We start from the raw sequence: 22577 nt of genomic DNA, 5'->3' as shown, positions 1-22577 counted from the left end.
GTCGGCGGCGCCCGAACTAGGCTGGTCGTGTGGACCAGCGCACCGGAACTCCCGTCGTCGGCATGGTCGGTGGTGGCCAGTTGGCCCGGATGACCCACCAGGCCGCGATCCCGCTCGGGCAGTCGCTCAAGGTGCTCGCCACCTCCGAGGACGACAGCGCCGCGCTGGTGGCCTCGGACGTGGAGCTGGGCCACCACACCGACCTGGACGCCCTGACCAAGTTCGCGCAGGGCTGCGACGTCCTCACCTTCGACCACGAGCACGTGCCGGGCGAGCACCTGCGCGCGCTGGCCGCCGCCGGGGTGTCGGTGCAGCCGGGTCCGGACGCGCTGCTGCACGCCCAGGACAAGCTGGTGATGCGCCGCGCGCTCGCCGGGCTGGGGTTGCCGGTGCCGCCGTTCGCCGAGATCTGCTCGGTGGACGACGTGCTCGCCTTCGGCGCCGAGCACGGCTGGCCGTGCGTGCTCAAGACCGCCCGGGGCGGCTACGACGGCCGCGGCGTGTGGCTGCTCGACGGTCCGGAGCAGGCCCGCGAGACCGTCGCCGAGCTGCTCGCCGGGGGTGCGGTCCTGCTCGCCGAGCAGCGGGTGGCGCTGCGCCGCGAGCTGGCCGCGCTGGTCGCCCGGTCGCCGTTCGGGCAGGGCGCGGTGTGGCCGCTGGTGGAGACGGTGCAGCAGGACGGCATCTGCGTGCAGGTGCTGGCGCCGGCGCCGGACGCCTCGCCGGAGCTGGTCGAGCAGGCGCAGGACCTGGCGCTGACCGTTGCCGAGTCGCTCGGCGTCACCGGCGTGCTGGCCGTGGAGCTGTTCGAGACCGACGACGGCCTGGTGGTCAACGAGCTGGCGATGCGCCCGCACAACTCCGGGCACTGGACCATCGAGGGCGCCCGCACCTCCCAGTTCGAGCAGCACCTGCGCGCGGTGCTGGACTACCCGCTGGGCAGCACCGACCTCACCGCGCCCGCCGTGGTGATGGCGAACCTGCTGGGCGCGCCCGAGGAGCCCGCGATGGGCGTCGACGAGCGCCTGCACCACCTGTTCGCCCGCTACCCGCACGCCAAGGTCCACCTCTACGGCAAGAGCGAGCGGTCCGGCCGCAAGCTCGGGCACGTGACGCTGCTCGGCGACGACCTCGACGAGGTCCGCGAGCAGGCCCGGTTGGCCATCCACTGGCTGTCCCGGGGCGAGTGGGCCGACGGACACCCGATCCACTGACTGAGGAGCGAGGCGTGGCGGAGGAGCGACCCCTGGTCGGCGTCATCATGGGCAGCGATTCGGACTGGCCGGTGATGCGCGCCGCGGGCGAGGCGCTGGCGGAGTTCGAGGTGCCCTTCGAGGTCGGCGTGCACTCGGCCCACCGGACCCCGCAGCGGATGCTGGACTACGCGCGGGAGGCCGCGGACCGGGGCCTGCGCGTGATCATCGCGGGCGCGGGCGGTGCCGCGCACCTGCCGGGCATGGTCGCCTCGGCGACGGTGCTGCCGGTGATCGGCGTGCCCGTTCCGCTCAAGCACCTGGACGGGATGGATTCGCTGCTGTCCATCGTGCAGATGCCCGCCGGGGTGCCGGTGGCGGCGGTCTCGGTCGGCGGGGCGCGCAACGCGGGCCTGCTCGCGGTGCGGACGCTGGCCGCCGACTCGGGTGAGCTGGGTGCCCGGCTGCGGGCCGCGATGGCCCGGTTCCAGGCCGGCCTGGCGGACATGGTGCTGACCAAGCACGACGCGCTGCGCGCCGAGGTCCACGGCGGCTGACCGCTTCCCGCCGACGATGTGCGCGCCGGAACCCCAGTGGTGCTCTCGCCGCGCCATGATGTAGCCACCTGTCCTCGCGAGGGGATCGCTGAGCGCCCGCGGTGGCGCCGGTCGCGCGCCGCACCGCACTGCGGCTCCGCCGCGTCCGGGTCGCAGGCCTGATCGCGCGCGGACCCCGTCGTACCTGCTCCGCCGCAGGTCGGACCGGGGTGCCGGGTGGCTTTCGCGGTTCTGCGGCGGCTTCCGGACGATGCCGGGCGGCAGCGCACGCCGCGTGTGAGCATCTTCGCACCGGCCACCCCGGACTATTTGAAGCTTCATGTATATGCTCGCCGGTGGTCTACCTGATGAGGGGCTCCCGCAGCGTGGCGGCGCCCGAGGTGCCACCCGAGCGCGACATCGCGCACCTCCCGAACCCTCCCGGAAAGGGGTCACCGATGCGGCAGACCTTGTCCGACCTCGCCCTCCTCCTGGCCCGCGTCGTCGTGGGCGTGACGTTCATCGCGCACGGCTACCAGAAGCTCGCGATCAACGGCATGGACGCCACCGCGAGCGGCTTCGCATCGATGGGCATCCCGCTGCCCACCGCGGCGGCGTGGTTCGCCGCGCTGGTCGAGCTGCTGGGCGGGATCGCCCTGGTGCTCGGCGTGCTGCTGCCGGTTGCGGGCGTGCTGCTGGCCGCCGTCATGCTCGGCGCCCTGCTCTTCGCGCACCTGGGCACCACGTACTTCGTCACCGACGGCGGTTTCGAGTACGTGCTGCTGCTGGCGGCGGTGAGCCTCGCGCTCGGCTTCGGCGGTCGGCGCTACAGCGTCGACGCGGCGCTGCGCCGCCGCCAGCCCCAGCAGGACCTCGCCGGGGTCTGAGCACGCACCACCCGTTCGCGAACTGAGTGAGGGGCACCTTCATCCGGCTTACCCGGATGAAGGTGCCCCTCACTCGGCTTTCGGTCGGGTCAGGCCAGGCGGGCCGTGGTGCGTTCGTCGGCCCGGCGCCGCTCCAGCAGGGCCGGGTCGGCGTGGGCGCAGTGCACCAGGGACGCCCCGGCGGCGAGCACGGCGAGCAGGCCGTCCAGCACCCCGCCGGGCAGCGTCCACTCCACGGTGGACAGCACCCGGTCCCCGGCGCTGAGGCCGAGCCCGGCCGCCCGCTCGCGGGCGGCGGCGACCAGCTCCCCGGCGGAGTGCCCCAGCAACGCCGGGGTGTCGGCCGGGACCGGCAGCAGCGGGCTGAAGTCGTCGCCGTGCACGCGGATCTCGGTGGCGTAGTCGAGCACCCCGTCCGGCAGGTCGCGCACCGGTGCCCCCAGCGCGTCCAGGCCCACCGCGGCCACCGTCCGCGCGCCCTCGCCGCGCGCCGGGTCCGAGGCCGCCACCACGGCGAGCTCCGCGCCGTCCGGGTCATCGACGACGTGCGCGCCGCACCACCACGCGCCGAGCAGCACGCCGGCCGTCTGCCAGTGCGCGGGCAGGTCCACCGCGACCGGCGTGCCCGGTTCCACGTCGAGCTCGTCGACCAGCCAGTTCGCCGTCTTCGCGGCCCAGTTCGCCGTCGTGGCCCCGGACAGCTCCACCCGCGCACCGGTCGCGTCGTCGTAGTAGGTGATCAGCGGCTTCGCGGCGTTGCCCGCCAACACCGGGCCGAGCAGTTCCTGGGTGGCGCTCATGGCGACGAGGGTATCGCCCGGCCGCGGCTCCGGCGTGCGCCCGTCAGTTCACGCAGGGCACGCCGTCGGAGGTGATCGGCGGCGGCTGCGCGGTCGCGTCCAGCCGCAGCGGTGCCGCCGGGGCGAGCCCGGGCGGTGGCGGCGCGACCAGCCCGGCGAAGAAGTCCCGCACGGCGGGCGGGTCGACGGTGACGATGCTGCGGTCCCGGTCGTCGCGCAGGCCCACCCCGGTCAGCGGCAGCGTCACGAACGACACCCCGCCCGCGGCGAGCTCGCGCATCCGCTGCGCGAAGGCCATCACGTCCCAGTCCTGGTCCAGCACCACCGAGCGGCGCAGCGCGGCGATGAGCCCGTTCAGCCGCGCCGGATCGGTCAGCGTGCCGGAGGAGAACACCTCGCCGGCCAGCGAGGCCATGAAGACCTGCTGCCGGACGATCCGGTCCAGGTCGCCGCGCGGCAACCCGCCGCGCTGCCGGACGAACGCCAGCGCGTCGCCACCGGCGATCCGCTGCGGACCCGCGGCGAAGTCGGCGCCGGAGTCGGGGTCGCTGGTGGCCTGGCGCAGGCACACCCGCACCCCGCCGACGGCCTCGGTGATCTCGTAGAAGCCGAGCAGGTTGATCTCGGCGTAGCGGTCGATGCGCACCCCGGTCAGCCGCTGCACGGTGCGCACCAGCGCCCGCTGCCCGGCCAGCCGCGACCCGGCCTCGTCGGCGCCCTCCTCCCGGGCGGCCGCGGCCTTGGCGAGCCCGTAGACGGCGTTGATCTTCTCCGGGCGACCGCCGGGGACCTCGGTGTAGGTGTCGCGCGGGATGGACACGGCGGTCGGCGCCGCGCCGTCGTGCGGGACGCGGACCACCACCAGGGTGTCGGTGTTGAGACCCGGGCTGCTCTCGGTGCGCAGCTCCCGCAGCACGCTCTCCGGCAGCGGGTTGCCGTGGGCGTCGGTGCGGCTGTCGCTGCCGACCAGCAGCAGGTCCAGCGCGCCGTCGTCGCGCGGCGGCGGGGGTTCGGCCTCGTCCGGCGCGGCGGGTTCGGCCAGCACCGTGGAGCTGCTGACGTCGTCGAGCCGGTCCAGCAGGAACCAGCCGGTCGCCGTCGTGCCGAGCACCACGGCGGAGAACAGCGCGATCAAGCCGCGGCCGGTGATCCGGGCGGCCGAGCGCCGCCCGGTGCGCGGCGCCTCCGGCGCGTCGTCCTGCGCTTCCGCCACCTGTGCCTCCCCGATCGAGCAACCGCACAGTGCGCGGTGCGGGCCGCCCAGACCCTAACCGGAGGCCCCCCGGGCGTGTCCGGAGAACCGCGCAACGGCCACCCGGTTGCCGCAGCCGCGCGGTTCTCCGGCGCCGAGGTCAGTACACGCAGGGAACGCCGTTGGCGGTGATCGGTTCCTCGTCCGCGGTGTCCGGCGCCTGCGCCTGGACCGGGGCCCGGCGGAGACCGTCGAGCCGCACCGACTGCCGCCCGGCGAAGTCCGCGCCCGGACCGGCGTAGTCGTCGCCGAGGTAGACCTCCAGGTTGCCCGCCGACAGGTTCGTGCTCTCGGCGATCTCCACCCCGCCCAGCATCTCCGCGAGCTGCTGCGCGGCGGCCTGGTCGCCCGGCGCGTGGTAGATCAGCGAACTGGCCCGGGAGTCGGCGTTGGCGCTGCCGCCCGTGGTGAACCCGGCGGTGCCGACCTCCTCCAGCACCCGACCGGCCAGGCCGGTTTCGCCGGAGGCGTTGAAGACGCTGACCGTGGTGTCCTCGCGGGCCGCCGCCTGCTGCGCCTGCTGCTGCTCCTTGCGGGCGCGCTCCGCGGGCGGCAGCAGCAGGTTCGCCACGAACTGCCGCACCTCGGGCACCTGGATGGTGACGTCCTCCTCGCCGCTCTCGCCGACGAAGTGCACCGGCGCGGTGTGGAACTCGACGTCGCCCCCGGCGATGCCCTGCAACTGCGAGGCGAACCCGAGGATGTCGTTGGCCAGCTTGTCGTCCAGCACGACGGACCGCTCCACCGCGCTGACCAGATCGGTCAGCCGTGCCGGGTTGGCCAGCGTGCCCGCCGAGAGCACCTTGCCCACCAAGGCGGACATGAACACCTTCTGCCGGGTGACGCGGTCGAGCTCGTTGGTCAGGCCGTGCCGCTGCCGGACGAAGGCCAGCGCGTCGGCGCCTTGGATGGTCTGCGGTCCGGCGGGGAACACCGCGCCGGACCACTCGCTGTCGTCGACGGGCTCCTTCAGGCACACCTCGACGCCGCCGACGGCCTTGGTGACCTCGTAGAAGCCGAGCAGGTTCACCTCGGCGTAGTGGTCGATCCCGGCACCGCTGATGTCCTCGATCGTGCTGATCAGGAAGTTGCGCCCCGCCTCGCGGGCCTTCTTCTCGATCTCCTTGGGATCGGACAGGCCCTGCTCCTGCAGCTTCTCCGCCTCGGCGTTCTTGGCCCGGCTGAAGGCCTCGGTGAGCTTGTGCTTCCCGAACTCGCCCATGTCGACCAGGGTGTCGCGGGGGAAGGACACCGCGCTGGCCCGCTGCCCGCCGTTGGGGATCCGGACCAGGATCATGGTGTCGGTGAGGTCGCCGCTCTCGTAGGTGGTCCGCAGCTCGCGGAGCACCGATTCGGGCAGCGGGTTGCCCTCCTTGTCGTTGCGGCTGTCGTTGCCGATCAGCAGGAGGTCCACCGCGCCGTCCTCGGCGTACGGGCGCTCGGCCAGGTCCACGGCGCCCTCGCCGCCGCCGAACCGGTTCAGGTTCGCCCAGGCCAGGCCGGTGTAGCTGAGCACGATCACCGACAGCAGCGCGATGGCCGTGCGGCCGATCACCCGCCACGCCCGGCGGCTCCGGCGCTTGCTCGGCCGCGACCAGGTGTCGCCGGTCGGGGCTTCCCGCGAGCGCGACGGCGGGCGGCGGTGCTCACCGCTGCCCGCTCGGCCCGGGCCGGTGCCCGCGCCCTCGGCGGGACGGGCGCGCCGTTCCGGTCGGCGGGAGCCCGGGAGGTCCCCCGAGCCGTTTCGTGGCCCGCGGGGCGGGACGGGTCGGCCAGGTTCCCCTGGCCACCTCGGCCGGTCCTCCACGCCTGATCCTCCTTGGCACGCCGGGCGTTACACCTTCGCGAGTGATTTTGCTCGTGTTCGATGTGCAGGCTAGCGGTGATCCTTATGCCTCGGGTGAGGTCCCGGTAAGAGTGGTGAGATCATTCATAGGGTCTCGCACTCCGCGCGCCGGTTCGCGACCCGGGGGTGCGCGCGGACCGCACCCGGCCGTGTCAGACTTCGCACGCGGTCGCCCGGATGCGCGGTCGTGACGAGCTGGAATGGGGCGGAATGCGGATTCTGGTCACCGGCGGCGCCGGCTTCATCGGGTCGCACTACGTGCGGCAGCTCCTCGGCGGGGCGTACCCGGCGTTCGCCGGCGCCGAGGTCGTGGTGCTGGACAAGCTCACCTACGCGGGCAACGAGAAGAACCTGGATCCGGTCGCCGACGACCCGCGGTTGCGCTTCGTGCGCGGCGACATCTGCGACCGCGAGCTCACCCGCGAGCTGATGACCGGCACCGACGTGGTGGTGCACTTCGCGGCGGAGAGCCACGTGGACCGCTCCATCGACGGCGCGGACGCCTTCGTGGTGACCAACGTGCTGGGCACCAACACCCTGCTGAACTCGGCGCTGGAGACCGGCGTCGGCAAGTTCGTCCACGTCTCCACCGACGAGGTCTACGGGTCCATCGACACCGGCTCCTGGCCGGAGGAGCACGCGCTGGAGCCGAACTCGCCGTACTCGGCGGCCAAGGCGGGCTCGGACCTGCTGGCGCGGGCGTACTTCCGGACCCACGGGCTGCCGGTGTGCGTCACCCGCTGCTCCAACAACTACGGGCCCTACCAGTTCCCCGAGAAGATGCTGCCGCTGTTCGTCACCAACCTGATCGACGGGATCGAGGTGCCGCTCTACGGCGACGGGCTCAACGTGCGCGACTGGCTGCACGTCACCGACCACTGCCGGGGCGTCCAGCTCGTCGCCGAATCCGGTCGTCCCGGTGAGGTCTACAACATCGGTGGCGGGACCGAGCTGACCAACCGGGAGCTGACCGGACGGCTGCTCGCCGCCACCGGCCGGGACTGGTCGCTGGTCCGCGAGGTCCCGGACCGCAAGGGCCACGACCGGCGCTACTCGGTGGACCACGGCAAGATCGCCGAGGAGCTCGGCTACCGGCCCGTCGTCGACTTCGAGACCGGCCTCGCCGAGACCGTCGAGTGGTACGCGACCCACCGCGACTGGTGGGAACCGCTGAAGGCGCAGGCGGTCGCCGGGTGAGCGGGCGGCTCGCGGTCCTGGTGCCCGGCGGTCGGGGGCAGTTGGGCGGGGAGCTGAAGCGGCTCGTCCAGCAGCGGTCCGGGTGGCTGGCGCACGCCCCGGGCTCGCGCGAGCTCGACGTGACCGACGAGGGCGCCGTGGCCGACGCGGTGGACTCCTTCGCCGAGACCGCCCGGGACGCGCGGCTGCGCCCGGTGGTGATCAACGCCGCCGCCTACACCGCGGTCGACGCGGCCGAGTCCGACGCCGGGGCCGCCGAGCGGATCAACGCGACCGGTCCGCGGTTGCTGGCCGCGGCGTGCGCGGGCAGCGGCGTGCCGCTGCTGCACGTGTCCACCGACTACGTCTTCGACGGGACGGCCACCGAGCCGTACGAGCCGGACGCGCCCGCCGCGCCGCGCACCGCCTACGGCCGCACCAAGCTGGCCGGGGAACGCGCCGTGCTCGACTCCGCCGCGCCCGCCTGGGTCGTCCGCACCGCCTGGGTCTACGGCGGCGGCGGGGCCAACTTCGTGCGAAGCATGGTGCGGCTGGCCGCCGAACGCCCGGAGCTGTCCGTGGTCGACGACCAGATCGGCTCCCCGACGTGGGCCGCCGACCTGGCGGCCGGGCTGGTCGAACTCGCCGAGCGGGCGGCGCGGCGCGACGGCCCGCGGCAGCCGGTGCTGCACTGCACCAACACCGGTTCGGCGAGCTGGTGGGAGTTCGCGCGCGCCATCTTCGCCGAGCTGGGCAGCGACCCGGAACGGGTCCGCCCGTGCGGCACCGCGGACTTCCCGCGACCCGCCCCGCGCCCGGCCTACTCGGTGCTGTCCGACCGGGCGTGGCGCGACGCCGGGCTCACCCCGCTGCGCCCCTGGCGCGAAGCCCTCGCCGCAGCCTTCGAGCAGGACCCCAGGCTCACCACCTGACGGTGAACTGAGTGAGGGGCACCCTCGTCCGAGTAGGGACCGCTTTCGCCAATGGCCTGCGTGGCGGTGCGGGTGGCGGAACCTCAGCGGTCCCCTCGCTGCGCCGATCGCCTCCTGATGTACCCACGACGTGCACGGCGTCGGCGCTGTCCTCGCGAGAAGACCGCTGAGCGGTCACGTCCGAGCACGGGCCGCGGTGCCGGTTGCGTGCCTCACCGCATGCGGCTCCGCCGCATTCTGAAACGCCCCGCAACCGGGACAAGGGTGCCCCTCACTCACGTCGGGGGTCAGGTGCGGGCTGCGCGGTGGTAGGCGGCGCGGGTGGCTTCGGCGCAGGCGCGCCAGGTGAACCCGGCGGCGTGCGCGCGCCGCGCCGCGTCGGAGGTGGCGTCGCGGGGCCGGGCCGCGGCGGTGCGCAGGGCTTCGCGCAGCGCCTCGGGATCCCCGGGCGGGACCAGGTCCGCGTGCCCGCCGGTGACCTCGCGCAGCGCCGGGACGTCCGAGCACACCACCGGGACGCCGCAGGCCAGCGCTTCCAGGGCGGGCAGCCCGAAGCCCTCGTCGCGGGACGGCAGCACCAGCGCGGCGGCCCCGGCGACCAGCCCGCGCAGCACGTCGTCGTCGAGGTAGCCGGTCCGCGTCACCGCACCGTCCGGTGCGGTGAGCTCGCCCGCGGCGGCGGGGCCCGCGACGACCAGCGGCGGCAGGTCCGCCGACAGCGCCCGCAGCAGCACCGGCAGGCCCTTGCGCGATCCCCCGGCCCCGACGAACAGCAGGTACTGGCCGGGAACGCCGAGCCGGGCGCGGGCCTCGGCGTCCAGCGGCGCGGCCGACGACCACGCCGGGTCCACGCCCAGCGGGGTGACCGCGATCCGCTCGGCGGGCACGTCGAGCCGGGTCCGCACCACCTCGGCGACCGCGGCGGTCGGGGTGCACACCACCGCGGCGCGCCGCGCCGAGCGCCGGACCAGCGCGGGCAGGTCCGGTTCGGCCAGCGCCGGATCGTCCAGGAACGCCAGGTCGTGCACGGTGAGCACGCCGGGGGAGCGGGACGGCGGCAGCACGAAGTTCGTCCCGTGCACCACGTCGCCGACCGCGCCGAGCAGCTCGACCGGCGGGAGCGGCAGCCGGCGCCAGCACGCGCGCAACGCCCGCGCCGGCACCGGCGGCCCGACCACCCGGGCACCCGGCGGGACCAGCCCGGGCAGCGCGGCCCGGCCGCGCGCCGTGAGCCCGATCACCCGCAGCGGCACCGTGCCCGCGAGTTCGGCCAGCAGGCACGCGGTGTAGCGGCCGATGCCGGTGCGCCGCCCGAGCAGCGGGGTGCCGTCGACGACGACCGCGGGTTCAGCCACGGCCGGGCAGCCGGTCGGCGGCCAGCCGCCGCAACCGGCCGGTGGCCCGCCGGGCGACCTCCAGCGGCCCGCCCGCGTCGAGGTACTCGCGCACCAGCGACAGGTCCCGCCGCACCCGCTCGCCGGGCAGCAGCGGGGCGCTGCGCACCAGCGGCGCGGTGGCCCGCAGCCGGTCGGCCGCCGGACGCGGATCGCGGCAGAACGCGGTCAGCGGGGCGAGCACCGACTCCCAGGTGAACCGCTCCCGCACCGCCTCGATGCGGTCCCGGCAGCCCGCCGCGAACTCCTCGTCGTAGAGCACCTTCTCCAGCGCCTCGGCCAGCGCGGCCGGGTCCTCGGCGGGGACCACGACGCCGATCCGCTCCTGGCGCACCAGGTCGGCGAACGAGTCGCCGTCGGTGGTCACCACCGGCAGCCCGGACCACAGGTAGTCCAGCACCCGGGTGCGGAACGCGAACGTGGTCTCCACGTGCTCGAAGTGCGTGGTGGCACCGCAATCGGCGTCCAGCAGGAAGTTCTGCCGCTGCGCGTAGGGCACCCAGGTCTCGTTGAAGAACGCCGTCTTGCCCGTCATGCCGAGCTCCCGCGCCAGCGCCCGGGTCCGGTCGGCCATGCCCATCTCCGGCACGTCCGGGTTCGGGTGCTTCATGCCGAGGAAGAACAGCCGGACGTCGTTGTGGTCCTGGGCCAGCCGGTACACCGCGCGCAGCAGCGTCAGCGGGTCGAACCAGCTGTAGACGCCGCCCGCCCACAGGATCACCTTGTCGTCGGCGTCGATGCCCGGCTGCGCCCCCTTGATCGCCGGGCCGGTGCGGCGCGGCGCGACCGAGGGCAGCCCGAACGGCACCACCGACAGCAGCGAGCGCACCGTCGGGTCGTCGTCGTAGAGGCCGGGGGTCAGCCTGCCCAGCGAGGCCAGGTGGCCGAGCCAGAAGTGCCGCTGCCGCTCCGAGGCGCACAGGAAGAAGTCCCCGCGCCGCAACTGGGTGTTGAGCACCTTGGTCACCCCGGCGAGGTCGGCCGCGCGCCGCTCGTCGTCGGTGTCCCGGCCCTGCTCCAGCAGTTCCAGGTGCATCGGGTCGTAGACGTCGCAGACCACGACGGTGGTGGAGTCGAGCTTCTTCAGCGCGGGCACCATCTCCAGCACGTGCCCCTGCAGGATCACCACGTCGGCCCACTCCACGTGGCCGGGCAGCTCGCGCTGCGTCGAGGCCACCACCGGGAACGCCGCGTCCGGCGCGTCGACCCTGGAGTTGACGCTGACCAGCCGCACCTCGTGCTCGGCGGCCAGCACCTCGGCCATGTGCCAGGCGCGGATCGCCGGACCGGCCATCCGCTCGGTGACCGCGTCCCCGGTGATCACCGCGATCCGGCGCGGGCGGCCGAAGACCTCGTCGAGCTCGAACGCCTCGACCAGCGCGTCGTGCGCCGCGAGGTAGCGGGGCAGCGGGTAGGCGGGCTCCATCGCCTTGCGCATCAGCGGGACCAGGTCGGTGTCGCTGCGGACGCGGTCGCGCTGCTCCTGCTCCCGGGAGCGCTTCAGCGACGGCAGCAGCTCGACGAACTGGTCGATGGCCAGCATCCCGGCCAGCGCGCTGCGGTCCACCGGCACCGGGGAGGCGTCGTCCGGCCCGTCCGGGCGGCGGGTGATCTCCAGCTGCGTCGGGTCGACCTCGCCGCGCGCGGTGGCCCGCCGCACCGCCAGCGCCAGCGCCGCGGGCAGCGCCTTGGCCAGCGTCTCGTCGGAGACGTTCTTGTAGAGGGTGGCCAGCGCGTTGCGCTCCAGCAGGTAGTGCTCGCGGGCGTCGCCGACCTCGGCCATCGACGCGTGGTGCCGGTGGTAGGTCAGCGACCTCGGCTCGTAGCGCACCCGCCAGCCGCGCAGGTTCAGCCGCCAGCCGAGGTCGACGTCCTCGTAGAACATGAAGTAGCGATCGTCGAAGCCGCCCAGGGCGGTGAACAGCTCGGCGCGCACGAACAGCGCCGAACCGGTGCCGAACAGCACGTCGCGGGCGGCGTCGTGGGAACCGTCGTCGAGCTCGCCCGCGTGCCGCTTGTAGCCCATGCCGAACCAGGTCAGCCCGCCGTCGACGAAGTCGATCCGCTGCCCGTCCCAGTCCAGCACCTTGCTGGCCACCGCGCCCACGGTCGGTTCGCCGCGCAGCACCGCCACCGCGGCGCGCACCCACGCGCGGTCGGGCCTGGCGTCGTTGTTGAGGAAGGCCAGCACTTGCCCGGTGGCCTGCTCCGCCGCGGCGTTGCAGCCGCCGGCGAACCCGGTGTTGGTGGCGGACTCGATCACCCGCACGTCCGGCGCGGCGGCCCGGATCCGGTCCGCGCTGCCGTCCCCGGAGGCGTTGTCGAGGCAGATCACCTCCAGCAGCTCCGCCGGGTAGTCGAGCTCGTCGCGCACCGCGCGCACGCAGGTGATGGTGTCGTCGGCGCCGCGGTGGTTGACCACGATCACCGACACGAGGGGGAGCTGCTCGGCCATGCCCCAAGCCTGCACCATCAGGTGATCGCGCGGGGCCGCACCCTGTGCATCCGACGGGCGCATCCGGCGGGTGCACCCGACGGGCGCGCATCCGGCGGGTGGCTCAGCGACCCGCCCAGTCGCGCCAGACCCGGGCCCGCGCCCGGGCGTCGCCCGCGGTGCGGCGGACCCGCAGCGCGGCGGGCAGCCCGCGCAGCACCTCCGCCAGCACCCGGAGCCGCAGCGGCACCCGGAAGTTCGCCGCGTCCGGCACCGCGCGGCGCAGCGGCAGCGCCGCGGTGATCGCGGCGAACCGGGCCAGCTCCCGCGCCGCCACCCGCGCGGGGGCGCAGCGCAGCAGGGTCAGCAGCCGGTTGCGCTCGTTCCAGCGGTGGAACGGGGCCGACCCCGGAGCGCTGCTCGCCCCGTGCAGGTGCACGGCGGTCGCGTCCGGGACCGCGACCACCGAGCGACCGGCCAGCCGGAACCGCCACGCGGTGTCGGTGTCCTCGTAGTAGCAGAAGTAGTGCGCGGGAACGCCGCCCGCGGCCCGCAGCACCTCGGTGCGCAGCAGCGCGGCCCCGCCGCAGAAGCCGAACACCTCGGTCGCCCCCGGGACGTCGGCGCCGTGCCCGTCGGCGGTCAGCCGCACCCCCGACGACTGCACCCGCCCGTTCGGGGCGCGCAGCACCGACGAGGCCGCGGCGGCCGCCGGGTCCCGGTCCAGCGCCGCCTCCAGCGCGCCCAGCCAGCCCGGGTCGGGCGCGGCGTCGTCGTTGAGCCAGGCCATGAACGGCGTGCGCACCCGGTGGAGGGCGACCGCCATCGCCCCCGCGTAACCGGCGTTCACCGGCAGCCGGAGCACCTCCGGGGCGCTGGGGTGCGCCGCGAGCAGCTCGGCGGTGCCGTCGGTGGAGCCGTTGTCCACCACCAGCGCCCGGTGCGGGCTCCGCTGGGCGGCCAGCGCGTCCAGGCAGGCCGTCAGGTGCCGCGCCCCGCGCCAGGTCACCACCACCACGGTGCTGCGTGCCGTCGTCACGACCGACGACGGTAGCGGGCACCGGGCGTGGCAGGCTGGGCCGGTGCCCGAGCTCGTCGTGATCGCCGAGCAGCTGGTCGCCCCGGTCCCCGGTGGCACCGGCCGCTACACCCGCGAACTGCTGCGCGCGATGGCCCGCCTCGCCCCGCCGGGTTGGGAGCTGAGCAGCGCGGTCAGCCGCTCCGGTGATCCCGGCGCCGCCGAGGTGCCCGGGGTGCGGGGTCCCCGGGTGCTCCCGCTGCCGCGCCGCGGGCTGATCGCGGCCTGGGAGCGCGGCGTCCCGCTGTGGCCCGGCGGGGACGCGGTGCACGCCCCGACCCCGCTGGCCCCGCCCCGCCGCCGGGGTCGCCGCCTGGTGGTCACCGTGCACGACGCGGTCCCGTGGACCTGCCCGGACACGCTGACCCGGCGCGGCGCCGGGTGGCACCGGCGGATGATCGGGCGGGCCGCGCGGCACGCCGACGCGCTGGTGGTGCCCACCCGCGCGGTGGCCGCCGAACTGGCCCACCGGGTACCCGGCATACCGGCCGACTGGGCGCCACCGGTGCACGTCATCGGCGAAGGCGTCCCGCCGTCGCTGCTCGCCGAACCCGACCCCGGTCGGCTGCCGGACCTGCCGCCCCGCTACGTGCTCGCCGTCGGCACCGTGGAACCGCGCAAGGGCTACCAGCACCTGGTGCCCGCGATGGGCCTGCTGCCCGAGCGCGACCTGCCGCTGCTGATCGTCGGCTCGCCGGGCTGGGGCGGGCTCGACGTGCCCGCGCTGGCCGCCGAGCACGGCGCCGACGTGCGGCTGCTCGGTGCCGTCGACGACGCCGACCTCGCCGTCCTGCTGCGCCGCGCCACCGCGCTGGCGGTGCCCAGCCTCGACGAGGGGTTCGGGCTCCCGGCGCTGGAGGCGATGGCCTTGGGCGTCCCGGTCGTGCACTCCGACGCCCCGGCCCTGGTGGAGGTCGTCGGCGGCGCGGGCTTCGCCGTGCCGCGCGGTGATCCGGCGGCGCTGGCCGCCGCGCTGCGCCGGGCCACCGACCCCGAGGTCCGCGCCGGGGCGGCCGAGCGGGGCCGCCGCCGCGCGGCGGACTTCGACTGGGAGCGCACCGCCCGCGCCGTCTGGCACCTGCACACCGGCGACGTTCACACTGAGTGAGGGGCGCCTTCATCCGGCATGGTCGGATCCGGGCCGGTGGGCGGCGACCGTTTTCACCGGAACGTGCCCGGCCGCTCCCGGTCGTTCCGTACCCTGCTCGGGTGCGCAGAGGTGATCCGCGAATCCTGATCGACGCCACCGCGGTCCCCGCGGACCGGGGCGGCGTCGGCCGGTACGTGGACTCCCTGCTGGCCGCGCTGGACGCCGACGGCGCCCGGATCGCGGTGGCGTGCCAGCCGCGCGACGCCGAGCTGTACCACGCGCTCGCCCCGCGCTCCCGGATCGTCCCGGCGGCCGAGGCGGTGGCGACCCGCACCGCCCGGCTCACCTGGGAGCAGACCACGCTGCCCCGCCTGGTCCGCCGCCTCGGCGTCGACGTGCTGCACTCGCCGCACTACACCACGCCGCTGGCCAACCCGGTCGCCTCCGTGGTGACGCTGCACGACGCGACGTTCTTCACCGACCCGGCGCTGCACTCCCCGGTCAAGGCGCGGTTCTTCCGGGCGTGGACCCGCGCGGCGCTGCGCCGGGCCACGCTGTGCGCGGTGCCGAGCCAGGCGACCGCCGCGGAGCTCGCCCGCACCGCGGGGGCCGACCGGCGCGCGATGCACGTGATGTACCACGGGGTCGACCCGGACCGGTTCCACCCGCCCGCGCCGGAGGAGATCCGCGCCGTCCGCGAGCGGCTCCAGCTCCGCGACCAGCCCTACGTGGCGTTCCTCGGCGCGCTGGAACCGCGCAAGAACGTGCCCGCGCTGATCCGCGGCTTCACCCTCGCCTGCCTGGGCCGCCCCGACCCGCCCGCGCTGGTGCTGGCCGGGCAGCCCGGCTGGGACACCCGGGTGGAGCGGGCGCTGGAAGCGGTGCCGCACCGCTTCCGGGTCATCCGCGCCGGGTACCTGCCGTTCGACCAGCTCGCCGGATTCCTCGGCGGCGCCGACGTCGTCGCCTACCCGAGCATCGGCGAGGGCTTCGGCCTGCCGGTGCTGGAGGCGATGGCGTGCGGGGCGGCGGTGCTCACCACCCGCAGGCTGAGCCTGCCCGAGGTCGGCGGCGAGGCGGTCGCCTACGGCGGTGTCGACGAGGGCGCGATCGCCACCGCGCTCGCCGAGCTCCTCGACGACCCCGCCCGGCGCGCCGCGCTGGCCGAGGCGGCGCAGCGGCGGGCCAAGGAATTCACCTGGGCGGCGTGCGCCGTGCGGCACCGCGCCGCCTACGAGCGCGCCCACGACCTGCACGGCCGCACCCGCTGAGCGCCCGACCGGAACCGGCGAGGACCTCCGTCCGGGCGGGCACCCGCCGGACGGCAGAATCGACCGGGTGACCGACGTGCGCACCTATGGCGATGAGCTCGCCGTCGTGACCGTGACCTACTCGCCGGGCGAGACGCTGGAACGCTTCCTCGACACCCTGGCCACCGCCACCGAGCGGTCGGTGCGGGTGGTCCTCGCCGACAACGGATCGACCGACCAGGCGCCGCAGCAGGCCGCCGCAGCCCACGACCACGTCGAATTCCTGCCCACCGGCGGCAATCTCGGCTACGGCGCCGGTGCCAACCGGGGCGTCGCCGCGCTCGGCCCGGAATGCGGTTGGGTGGTGGTGGCCAACCCCGACCTGGAGTGGGGCGAGGGCTCGCTGGACGAGCTGCTCGCGGCGGCGGGCCGGTGGCCGCGCGGCGGTGCCTTCGGGCCGCTGATCACCGAACCCGACGGCGCGGTCTACCCGTCCGCCCGGCTGCTGCCCTCGCTCGGGCGCGGCGCCGGGCACGCGCTGCTGGGCAAGGTCTGGCCGGCCAACCCGTGGACCCGGGAGTACCGGCAGTCCGAGGCCGAGATCACCGAGCGCGCGGCGGGCTGGTTGTCCGGGTCCTGCCTGCTGCTGCGCCGCGAGGCGTTCGACTCGGTCGACGGCTTCGACCCGCGCTACTTCATGTACTTCGAGGACGTCGACCTCGGCGACCGGCTCGCCCGCGCCGGGTGGCGGAACGTGTACGTGCCCAGCGCCCGGGTGATGCACATCGGCGGCGCCTCCACCAGCAGCGCCTCCGGGCGGATGCTCGCCGAGCACCACCGCAGCGCCTACCGCTACCTCGCCGACCGCCACCCCGGCCCGGTCAACGCCCCGCTGCGCCTCGCGCTGCGCGGCGCCCTGTCGGCGCGCGCCAAGCTGGAGACCCGCTCGGCGAAGACCTGATGGGGTGAGGCCAGGCGTTAGGGGCCTTCCGGAATGCGGCGGGGCCGCGTGCGGTGAGGCACGCGACCGGCACCGCTGAGGTTCCGCCACCCGCACCGCCACGCAGGCCATCGGCGAGGGCGTTCCTCGCTGGTCAGTACTGGGGGTAGTGCTGGGGTGCGGAGCCGAGGGGGCCGAATTCGTCCGGGCCGCGCTGGGCGTGGTACGGGTTCGGCGGGAGCTGCCCGTAGTCCTGGGACGGCCAGCCGGTCTGCTGCTGCGGCGGTGCCTGCGGGGCCTGCGGCTGCTGGACCTGCTGGGGCGGCGCGGAGTTCGGCAGCACCTGCGTGGTGTCCGGGTGCTGCGCCTCCTCGGCGGCGCCGACCACGGAGCGCGGTATGCGGACGGTGTTCGCGGCATCCATCGGGGAGGTGGCGTTGTCGGGGTGACGACGAACGCGCTGCGTGCCCGCGCGCGAGCAAGTGCTTCGTCGGCTCGATGGCGCGGGTCCATAAGGAAGCCCTCTCAGTCGCCGGGTCGGTGTCCGCAAGGTCTGGGCATCGGGTCGGGCGTTCGGCCCCCACGAGGTGGCCCCGCCGTCCATTATGACGTGGCCCCTGCCAGAGTATTCCCCCAATGGGTTTTCGTCATGGTAAGCGCGAGGAGGAGCCGTCCCGATGTCCACCGATGCCGAAGCGGTCGTGCTGGTCGGCGGCAAGGGGGTGCGGCTGCGCCCGCTGACCCTGTCGGCGCCGAAACCGATGCTGCCCACCGCCGGAGTGCCGTTCCTGAGCCACCTGCTGTCCCGGCTGCGCGCGATCGGGGTCCGGCACGTGGTGCTGGGCACCTCCTACAAGGCGGAGGTGTTCGCCGAGCACTTCGGTGACGGATCGGAGCTGGGCCTGGACCTGGAGTACGTGGTCGAGGAGGAGCCGATGGACACCGCCGGGGCGATCCGCAACGTCGCCGACCGGCTCAGCGCGCCCGACGTGCTCGTGTTCAACGGCGACATCCTCTCCGGCGTCGACCTCGGCGCGCTGCTCGCGGCGCACCGGGCCGATGCGGCCGACGTCACCCTGCACCTGGTGCGGGTGGACGACCCCCGGCGCTTCGGCTGCGTGCCGACCGACGCCGACGGCCGGGTCACCGCCTTCCTGGAGAAGACCGACGACCCGCCGGTGGACCAGATCAACGCCGGTTGCTACGTGTTCCGCCGCGAGGTGATCGACGCCATCCCCGCCGGGCGGCCGGTGTCGGTGGAGCGCGAGACCTTCCCCGGCCTGCTGGCCGACGGCTCCCGGGTGGCGGGCTTCGTGGACTCCTCGTACTGGCTGGACATGGGCACGCCCGCGGCGTTCGTGCGCGGCTCGGCCGACCTGGTGCGCGGCGTGGTGCCCTCCGCGGCGCTGCCGGGCGAGCCGGGTGAGGCGCTGCTGCTGCCCGGGGCCGAGGTGGCGGCGGACGCGGTGGCGCGCGGTGGGAGCACCGTCGGTGCGGGTTGTACGGTCGAAGCGGGGGCCCGCGTCGACGGGTCGACCCTGTTCGACGGCGCGCGCGTGGGCGCGGACGCCGTGGTGGAGCGCAGCGTGCTCGGTGCCGGGGCCGTGGTGGGTCCGGGCGCGGTGCTGCGCGACGTGGTGGTCGGCGACGGCGCGACGATCGGCGCCGGCTGCGAACTGCTCGACGGGCTGCGCGTGTGGCCGGGCGTGGAACTGCCCCCCGGCGGCGTGCGGTTCTCGGCGGACTGATCAGGAGCCCCTCCCGGCCCCGCGCGCCGGCGGGCGGCTCCGGCTCGGAGAGGACCCGATGGACGCTGAACGGACCCGGACGTGGCTGCCGCCGTACCCGCTCGACCTGGAGCGGGTGCTGGCGCCGCTGCGCCGGGGCAGCGGCGACCCGACCTTCCTGGCCGGGCCGGACGGCCTCTGGTGGGGCACCACCACGACCGCCGGTCCGGCGACGCTGCGCCTGCGCGAGGCCGCCGGCGGCGAGGTCGTCGCGACCGCCTGGGGGCCCGGTGCGGCCCGGGTCCTCGACGGGGTGCCCGACCTGCTCGGCGCCGCCGACGACGACACCGGGTTCGAGCCCGTGCACGACGTGGTCGCCCGGGGCAGGCACCTGTCCCGGGGGATGCGGCTGGGCGCGACCGGCCGGGTGTGGGACGTGCTGCTGGCCGCGGTGCTGGAGCAGAAGGTCACCGGCCGCGAGGCGTGGCGGTCCTGGCGGGAGCTGGCCCGCCGCTTCGGCGCCGCGGCGCCCGGCCCCGCCCCCGACCGGCTGCGGGTGCCGCCGGACGCGCAGCGGGTGCGGGCCGTCCGCGACTGGGAGTGGCACCGCGCCGGGGTTGACGGCGCCCGCCGCCGCACCCTGCTCGCGGCGGCCTCGGTCGCCGGAAGCCTGGAGCGGGCCGCCGAGCTGCGCGGCACCGCCGGGCGCGAGCTGCTGCGGAAGGTGCCGGGCATCGGACCGTGGACCGCCGCCGAGATCGCCCAGCGCGCCTGGGGCGACCCGGACGCGGTCAGCGTCGGCGACTACCACCTGCCCACCATCGTGGGGCTGGCGCTCACCGGCCGCCCCGCCGACGACGAGGGCATGCTGGCCGCCCTGGAGCCCTACGCGGGCCACCGGCACCGGGCCGTCCGCTGCCTGATCGCGGCCGGGGCCGGGCGGCCGCGGTACGGCCCCAGGATGCCCGCCCGCGACTACCGGGCGATGTGAGCCGGCGGAACCTCAGCCGCCGCCGTGCTTGGTGCAACGCCGAGCAGTTCCGGAACTGAGAAGGCCGCTGCGGCCACCGGCACCGCCACGCGCACCGTTGGCGGAAGCGGTCCTCAGAACCGCCCGGAGCTGCTCAGCCGTCCCGCTGCGCGGTCAGCCGGGCGCGGGCGGCCGCGACCATCGGTTCGAGGCCGGACTCCGGCGGGAGGGCGCCCACCGGCCACCAGCGCAGGTCCAGGGACTCGTCGCTGCGCCGGGGTTCGGCCCCCGCCGGCGCGCGGACCGCGAAGCGGACGTCGAAGTGCCGGGTGGGCACGCCCAGCGAGCAGGTGATCGGGTGGACCTCCAGGTGCACCGGGTCCGGGTCGACGACCAGCCCGTCGATCCCCGACTCCTCGGTGGCCTCGCGCAGCGCGGCCCCGGCCAGCGAAAGGTCCTCCGGCTCGCAGTGCCCGCCGAGCTGCAACCACAGCCCGACCCTGGGGTGCAGGGTGAGCAGCACGTGCTCGCCTGCCGCGTCGAACAGCACCGCCGAGGCGGTCAGGTGCCCGGGCTCGCAGGCGCGCAGGCACGCGTCGTCCGGGCGGGCCGCCAGCAGGCCCAGGTAGGCGTGCCGCAACGAGCTCTGCTCGGGGCCCTCCGGCGCCCAGTCCCGCAGCACCGCGCGGGCGTCCGCGCTCAGCGCGCCGGTCACAGCTCCACCCACCCCTCGTCGAGGTCCCGGGGCGGCCGGGGGCCGGAGGCGGGTTCGGCCGGGTGCCCGATCGCGACGGCGCCCAGCGGCTCCCAGGAGTCCGGCAGGTCGAGCTGGCCGCGGACCACGTCGGGGCAGAACAGCGTCGAGGACACCCAGCAGGAGCCCAGCTCCTCGGCGGCCAGCGCCACCAGCAGCCCCTGCACCGCCGCGCCGCCGGCCACGGTGAACATCCGCTCCTCGGCCGCGGACCGCCGTTGGTCGGGGTAGTCGTGCGCGCCCTCGCGCACCAGGAACGGCAGCACCACCTCGGGGGCGTCGTAGAGCAGCCCGCCGCGAGCGGTGCGGCGCCGCGCGGCGTGCTCGTCCATCCCGTCGCCGTGCAGGTCGTCCAGCCAGGCGGTGCGCATCGCGTCCAGCAGCTTCGTCCGCAGTGGACGGTTGCGGAGCCGCACGAAGCGCACCGGCCGGGTGTGGTGCGGTGCCGGTGCGGTCAGCGCGGCGCCGACCGCCCGCCGCAGCGCCTCCGGGTCCACCGGTTCGTCGCTGAACGAGCGGATCGAGCGGCGCACCAGCACCGCCTCCCGGCGGCCCTGCTGGAGGGCCTCCCGGGTGCCCATCCGGAACAGGTCCTCCGCGGCCGGGCGGGCCAGGTCCCGCGCGGTGGAGCCGTCGTCCTCGGCGGTGAACCCGCGCAGCACCGCCACCGGGACCCCGCCGAGCTTGCCCTTGACCAGGTCGGCGGCCCCGGCGATCTCGTCGGCGACGGCGACCGAGGTGACCGCGAGCTCGTTGCCCTGCGCGTCGGTGCTGCCCGCGTAGCCGTGCAGCACCCGCAGCCCGGCGGAACCGATCGCCACGTCGGTCTGGCCGTTGCGCCAGGCCCGGCCCATGGTGTCGGTGACGACCACCCCGACCCGCACGCCCAGCCGCGCGGCCAGCCCGTCGACCAGCCGCCGCGCGGAGGCGTCGGGGTCCTCGGGCAGCAGCGCGATGCGGTCCCGCGGCACGTTCGAGGCGTCGACGCCGGAGGCGGCCTGCACGATGCCGAGCCGGTTCTCGGTGATCAGGGTCCGCCGGAACCGGGCGAGCACCGAGGTGGACTCGGCGAGCACCAGTTCGCGCCGCACCCGGTCGCGCTCCTCCGGGTCGGGCGGGACGGGCACCATCCGGTCCTCGACCTTGGACACCACCTTGCTGGTGACCACCACGACGTCGCCGTCGTCGAGCCACGGCGCGGCGGCGGCGATGGCGGCGGCCAGGTCGTCGCCCGCCCCGAACTCGGGCAGCCCGGTGACCGCGTGCAGCGCCAGCCCGGCGGCGGCGTGATCCTTCATCGGTCCCCTCCCGGCAGCCCGGCCAGCTCGAAGGCGGCCCGCGCCATCTCGGCCGTGGCGTCCACATCGGACATCAGCAGCGGCACCGCGCGGACCGCCACGCCCGGGACCTCGGCGGTGTCGCCGGAGTGCACCAGCCAGCCGTCCAGGATGCCATCCGCGCTCCGCGCGCCGTAGTGCGCGGCGACCGCCTCGGCGGTGCTGTCCACGCCGATCGCGCGCAGGCAGGCGTCGGCCATCCCGCGCAGCGGTCGGCCGCCGACGATCGGGGACAGCCCCACCACGGGAGCGGGCCCGGAGCGCAGCGCGTCCCGGAAACCGGGGACCGCGAGCAGCGTGCCGACGCTGACCACCGGGTTCGACGGCGCCACCAGCACCACGTCGGCCTCGGCGAGCGCGGCGAGCACCGCCGGGCTCGGCGCGGCCTCGTCGGCGCCCACCGGCACGATCGCGCCCGCCTCGGGCTCGGCCCGGTAGCGCACCCACCACTCCTGGAAGTGCACCGCGCGCGGCTCGCCGCTGGCCGGGTCCTCGATCGCGACGTGGGTCTCCACCCGGTCGTCGGTGACCGGCAGCAGCGCCGCGCCGGGCCGCCACCGGTCGCACAGGGCCTCGGTCACCGCCGACAGCGAGTACCCGGCGCGCAGCATCCGGGTCCGCACCAGGTGGGTGGCGATGTCCCGGTCGCCCAGGCCGAACCAGCTCGGCTCGGCGCCGTAGGCGGCCAGCTCGTCCTTGACCGACCAGGTCTCGTCGAGCCGTCCCCAGCCCTTCGCCGAGTCGATCCCGTCGCCCAGGGTGTACATGCAGGTGTCGAGGTCCGGGCAGATCCGCAACCCGTGCATCCAGGCGTCGTCACCGACGTTGACCACGGCGGTGATCTCGTGCTCCGAGGGCTGCGCGGGCTCGCCCACCGGGGGCAGGCCCAGCGCCGCCTTCACGCCGAGGAGGAAGCGGGCGCCGCCGACGCCGCCGACCAGAACTACGACCTTCACGGCTCCGATCCTCGCACGCGCGCGA

At 75.5% G+C, this 22577-nt stretch carries 20 protein-coding genes; 10 read left to right on the top strand and 10 right to left on the bottom strand.

All coding sequences use genetic code 11. The features are described from left to right. Positions 1-29: 29 nt before the first annotated feature. The 3 genes from ACQP0T_RS23645 (at position 30) to ACQP0T_RS23635 (ending at position 2616) form a co-directional block, all read left to right on the top strand. Positions 30-1214, top strand: coding sequence for a 5-(carboxyamino)imidazole ribonucleotide synthase (locus ACQP0T_RS23645; protein ID WP_433870028.1), 1185 nt, complete (start codon positions 30-32; stop codon positions 1212-1214). Positions 1215-1261: 47 nt separating this feature from the next. Beyond that, positions 1262-1750, top strand: coding sequence for a 5-(carboxyamino)imidazole ribonucleotide mutase (gene purE / locus ACQP0T_RS23640; protein WP_433873825.1), 489 nt, complete (start codon positions 1262-1264; stop codon positions 1748-1750). 437 nt (positions 1751-2187) lie between these two features. Next, entirely contained in the window at positions 2188-2616 is a 429-nt protein-coding gene (locus ACQP0T_RS23635; RefSeq protein WP_433870027.1) for a DoxX family protein, read from the top strand. 89 nt (positions 2617-2705) lie between these two features. Here ACQP0T_RS23635 and ACQP0T_RS23630 read toward each other — a convergent pair whose 3' ends face one another. The 3 genes from ACQP0T_RS23630 to ACQP0T_RS23620 all read right to left on the bottom strand — a co-directional run bounded on the left by ACQP0T_RS23630 (position 2706) and on the right by ACQP0T_RS23620 (position 6223). Further along, positions 2706-3416, bottom strand: a complete 711-nt coding sequence (locus ACQP0T_RS23630) for a TIGR03089 family protein (RefSeq protein WP_433870026.1) — start codon at positions 3414-3416, stop codon at positions 2706-2708. Positions 3417-3459: 43 nt separating this feature from the next. After that, positions 3460-4629, bottom strand: a complete 1170-nt coding sequence (locus tag ACQP0T_RS23625) for an LCP family protein (protein ID WP_433870025.1) — start codon at positions 4627-4629, stop codon at positions 3460-3462. A gap of 139 nt (positions 4630-4768) precedes the next feature. Further along, complete coding sequence (locus ACQP0T_RS23620) at positions 4769-6223, bottom strand: LCP family protein (protein ID WP_433870024.1); 1455 nt, start codon at positions 6221-6223, stop codon at positions 4769-4771. 501 nt (positions 6224-6724) lie between these two features. Here ACQP0T_RS23620 and rfbB point away from each other — a divergent pair. After that, positions 6725-7711: a dTDP-glucose 4,6-dehydratase gene (gene rfbB / locus ACQP0T_RS23615; RefSeq protein ID WP_433873823.1), complete on the top strand. Its 987-nt coding sequence runs from the start codon at positions 6725-6727 to the stop codon at positions 7709-7711. Next, positions 7708-8622: a dTDP-4-dehydrorhamnose reductase gene (rfbD, locus tag ACQP0T_RS23610; RefSeq protein WP_433870023.1), complete on the top strand. Its 915-nt coding sequence runs from the start codon at positions 7708-7710 to the stop codon at positions 8620-8622. Before rfbB ends, rfbD begins: the two co-directional genes overlap by 4 nt. 287 nt (positions 8623-8909) lie before the next feature. Here the strand turns inward: rfbD and ACQP0T_RS23605 are convergent, their stop codons facing one another. From ACQP0T_RS23605 to ACQP0T_RS23595, 3 genes are all read right to left on the bottom strand, one after another. Beyond that, positions 8910-9977, bottom strand: a complete 1068-nt coding sequence (locus tag ACQP0T_RS23605) for a glycosyltransferase family 4 protein (RefSeq protein ID WP_433870022.1) — start codon at positions 9975-9977, stop codon at positions 8910-8912. Continuing rightward, the gene (locus tag ACQP0T_RS23600; protein WP_433870021.1) at positions 9970-12489 is read right to left on the bottom strand and encodes a glycosyltransferase; all 2520 of its coding nucleotides are present in this window, start codon (positions 12487-12489) and stop codon (positions 9970-9972) included. The genes ACQP0T_RS23605 and ACQP0T_RS23600 overlap by 8 nt, the downstream gene beginning before the upstream one ends. 85 nt (positions 12490-12574) lie before the next feature. Next, positions 12575-13489 (bottom strand): glycosyltransferase family 2 protein, encoded by a 915-nt coding sequence (locus tag ACQP0T_RS23595; protein ID WP_433870020.1) that lies wholly within the window; start codon positions 13487-13489, stop codon positions 12575-12577. A 43-nt stretch (positions 13490-13532) separates the two neighbouring features. Between ACQP0T_RS23595 and ACQP0T_RS23590 the strand changes: the two genes are divergently transcribed. The 3 genes from ACQP0T_RS23590 (at position 13533) to ACQP0T_RS23580 (ending at position 16829) form a co-directional block, all read left to right on the top strand. After that, a complete protein-coding gene (locus tag ACQP0T_RS23590; protein ID WP_433870019.1) occupies positions 13533-14636 on the top strand; it encodes a glycosyltransferase family 4 protein in 1104 nt (367 codons plus the stop codon). A gap of 122 nt (positions 14637-14758) precedes the next feature. Further along, on the top strand, positions 14759-15889 hold the full coding sequence (locus ACQP0T_RS23585) for a glycosyltransferase family 4 protein (RefSeq protein WP_345358761.1): 1131 nt from the start codon (positions 14759-14761) through the stop codon (positions 15887-15889). 67 nt (positions 15890-15956) lie between these two features. Further along, positions 15957-16829 (top strand): glycosyltransferase, encoded by an 873-nt coding sequence (locus tag ACQP0T_RS23580; protein ID WP_433870018.1) that lies wholly within the window; start codon positions 15957-15959, stop codon positions 16827-16829. Positions 16830-16962: 133 nt separating this feature from the next. Here ACQP0T_RS23580 and ACQP0T_RS23575 read toward each other — a convergent pair whose 3' ends face one another. Continuing rightward, positions 16963-17232: a hypothetical protein gene (locus tag ACQP0T_RS23575; RefSeq protein WP_345358579.1), complete on the bottom strand. Its 270-nt coding sequence runs from the start codon at positions 17230-17232 to the stop codon at positions 16963-16965. Positions 17233-17485: 253 nt separating this feature from the next. Here ACQP0T_RS23575 and ACQP0T_RS23570 point away from each other — a divergent pair, with 253 nt between their 5' ends. Further along, complete coding sequence (locus tag ACQP0T_RS23570) at positions 17486-18556, top strand: sugar phosphate nucleotidyltransferase (RefSeq protein ID WP_433870017.1); 1071 nt, start codon at positions 17486-17488, stop codon at positions 18554-18556. A gap of 58 nt (positions 18557-18614) precedes the next feature. Continuing rightward, positions 18615-19526: a DNA-3-methyladenine glycosylase family protein gene (locus ACQP0T_RS23565; protein ID WP_433870016.1), complete on the top strand. Its 912-nt coding sequence runs from the start codon at positions 18615-18617 to the stop codon at positions 19524-19526. A gap of 133 nt (positions 19527-19659) precedes the next feature. Here ACQP0T_RS23565 and ACQP0T_RS23560 read toward each other — a convergent pair whose 3' ends face one another. Genes ACQP0T_RS23560 through cofD form a run of 3 tightly spaced genes read right to left on the bottom strand, consistent with a single transcriptional unit; the run spans position 19660 to position 22552 of the window. Beyond that, positions 19660-20220, bottom strand: a complete 561-nt coding sequence (locus ACQP0T_RS23560; protein WP_433870015.1) for an NUDIX hydrolase — start codon at positions 20218-20220, stop codon at positions 19660-19662. Further along, entirely contained in the window at positions 20217-21557 is a 1341-nt protein-coding gene (locus ACQP0T_RS23555) for a coenzyme F420-0:L-glutamate ligase (RefSeq protein ID WP_433870014.1), read from the bottom strand. Before ACQP0T_RS23555 ends, ACQP0T_RS23560 begins: the two co-directional genes overlap by 4 nt. Next, entirely contained in the window at positions 21554-22552 is a 999-nt protein-coding gene (cofD, locus tag ACQP0T_RS23550; protein ID WP_433870013.1) for a 2-phospho-L-lactate transferase, read from the bottom strand. The genes ACQP0T_RS23555 and cofD overlap by 4 nt, the downstream gene beginning before the upstream one ends. Between the last annotated feature and the right edge of the window lie 25 nt (positions 22553-22577).

The sequence above is a fragment of the Saccharopolyspora sp. CA-218241 genome (assembly GCF_050954615.1).
Classification (GTDB): Bacteria; Actinomycetota; Actinomycetes; order Mycobacteriales; family Pseudonocardiaceae; genus Saccharopolyspora; species Saccharopolyspora cebuensis.
This window is presented reverse-complemented; position numbering and strand designations above follow the sequence as displayed.

Coding starts and splice junctions, on each gene's coding strand:
- rfbB (WP_433873823.1), top strand. CDS start 6,725: ATGCGGATTCTGGTCACCGGCGGCGCCGGCTTCATCGGGTCGCACTAC.
- ACQP0T_RS23575 (WP_345358579.1), bottom strand. CDS start 17,232: ATGGATGCCGCGAACACCGTCCGCATACCGCGCTCCGTGGTCGGCGCC.
- ACQP0T_RS23565 (WP_433870016.1), top strand. CDS start 18,615: ATGGACGCTGAACGGACCCGGACGTGGCTGCCGCCGTACCCGCTCGAC.
- ACQP0T_RS23630 (WP_433870026.1), bottom strand. CDS start 3,416: ATGAGCGCCACCCAGGAACTGCTCGGCCCGGTGTTGGCGGGCAACGCC.
- ACQP0T_RS23635 (WP_433870027.1), top strand. CDS start 2,188: ATGCGGCAGACCTTGTCCGACCTCGCCCTCCTCCTGGCCCGCGTCGTC.
- ACQP0T_RS23555 (WP_433870014.1), bottom strand. CDS start 21,557: ATGAAGGATCACGCCGCCGCCGGGCTGGCGCTGCACGCGGTCACCGGG.
- ACQP0T_RS23570 (WP_433870017.1), top strand. CDS start 17,486: ATGTCCACCGATGCCGAAGCGGTCGTGCTGGTCGGCGGCAAGGGGGTG.
- purE (WP_433873825.1), top strand. CDS start 1,262: ATGGGCAGCGATTCGGACTGGCCGGTGATGCGCGCCGCGGGCGAGGCG.
- ACQP0T_RS23600 (WP_433870021.1), bottom strand. CDS start 12,489: ATGGTGCAGGCTTGGGGCATGGCCGAGCAGCTCCCCCTCGTGTCGGTG.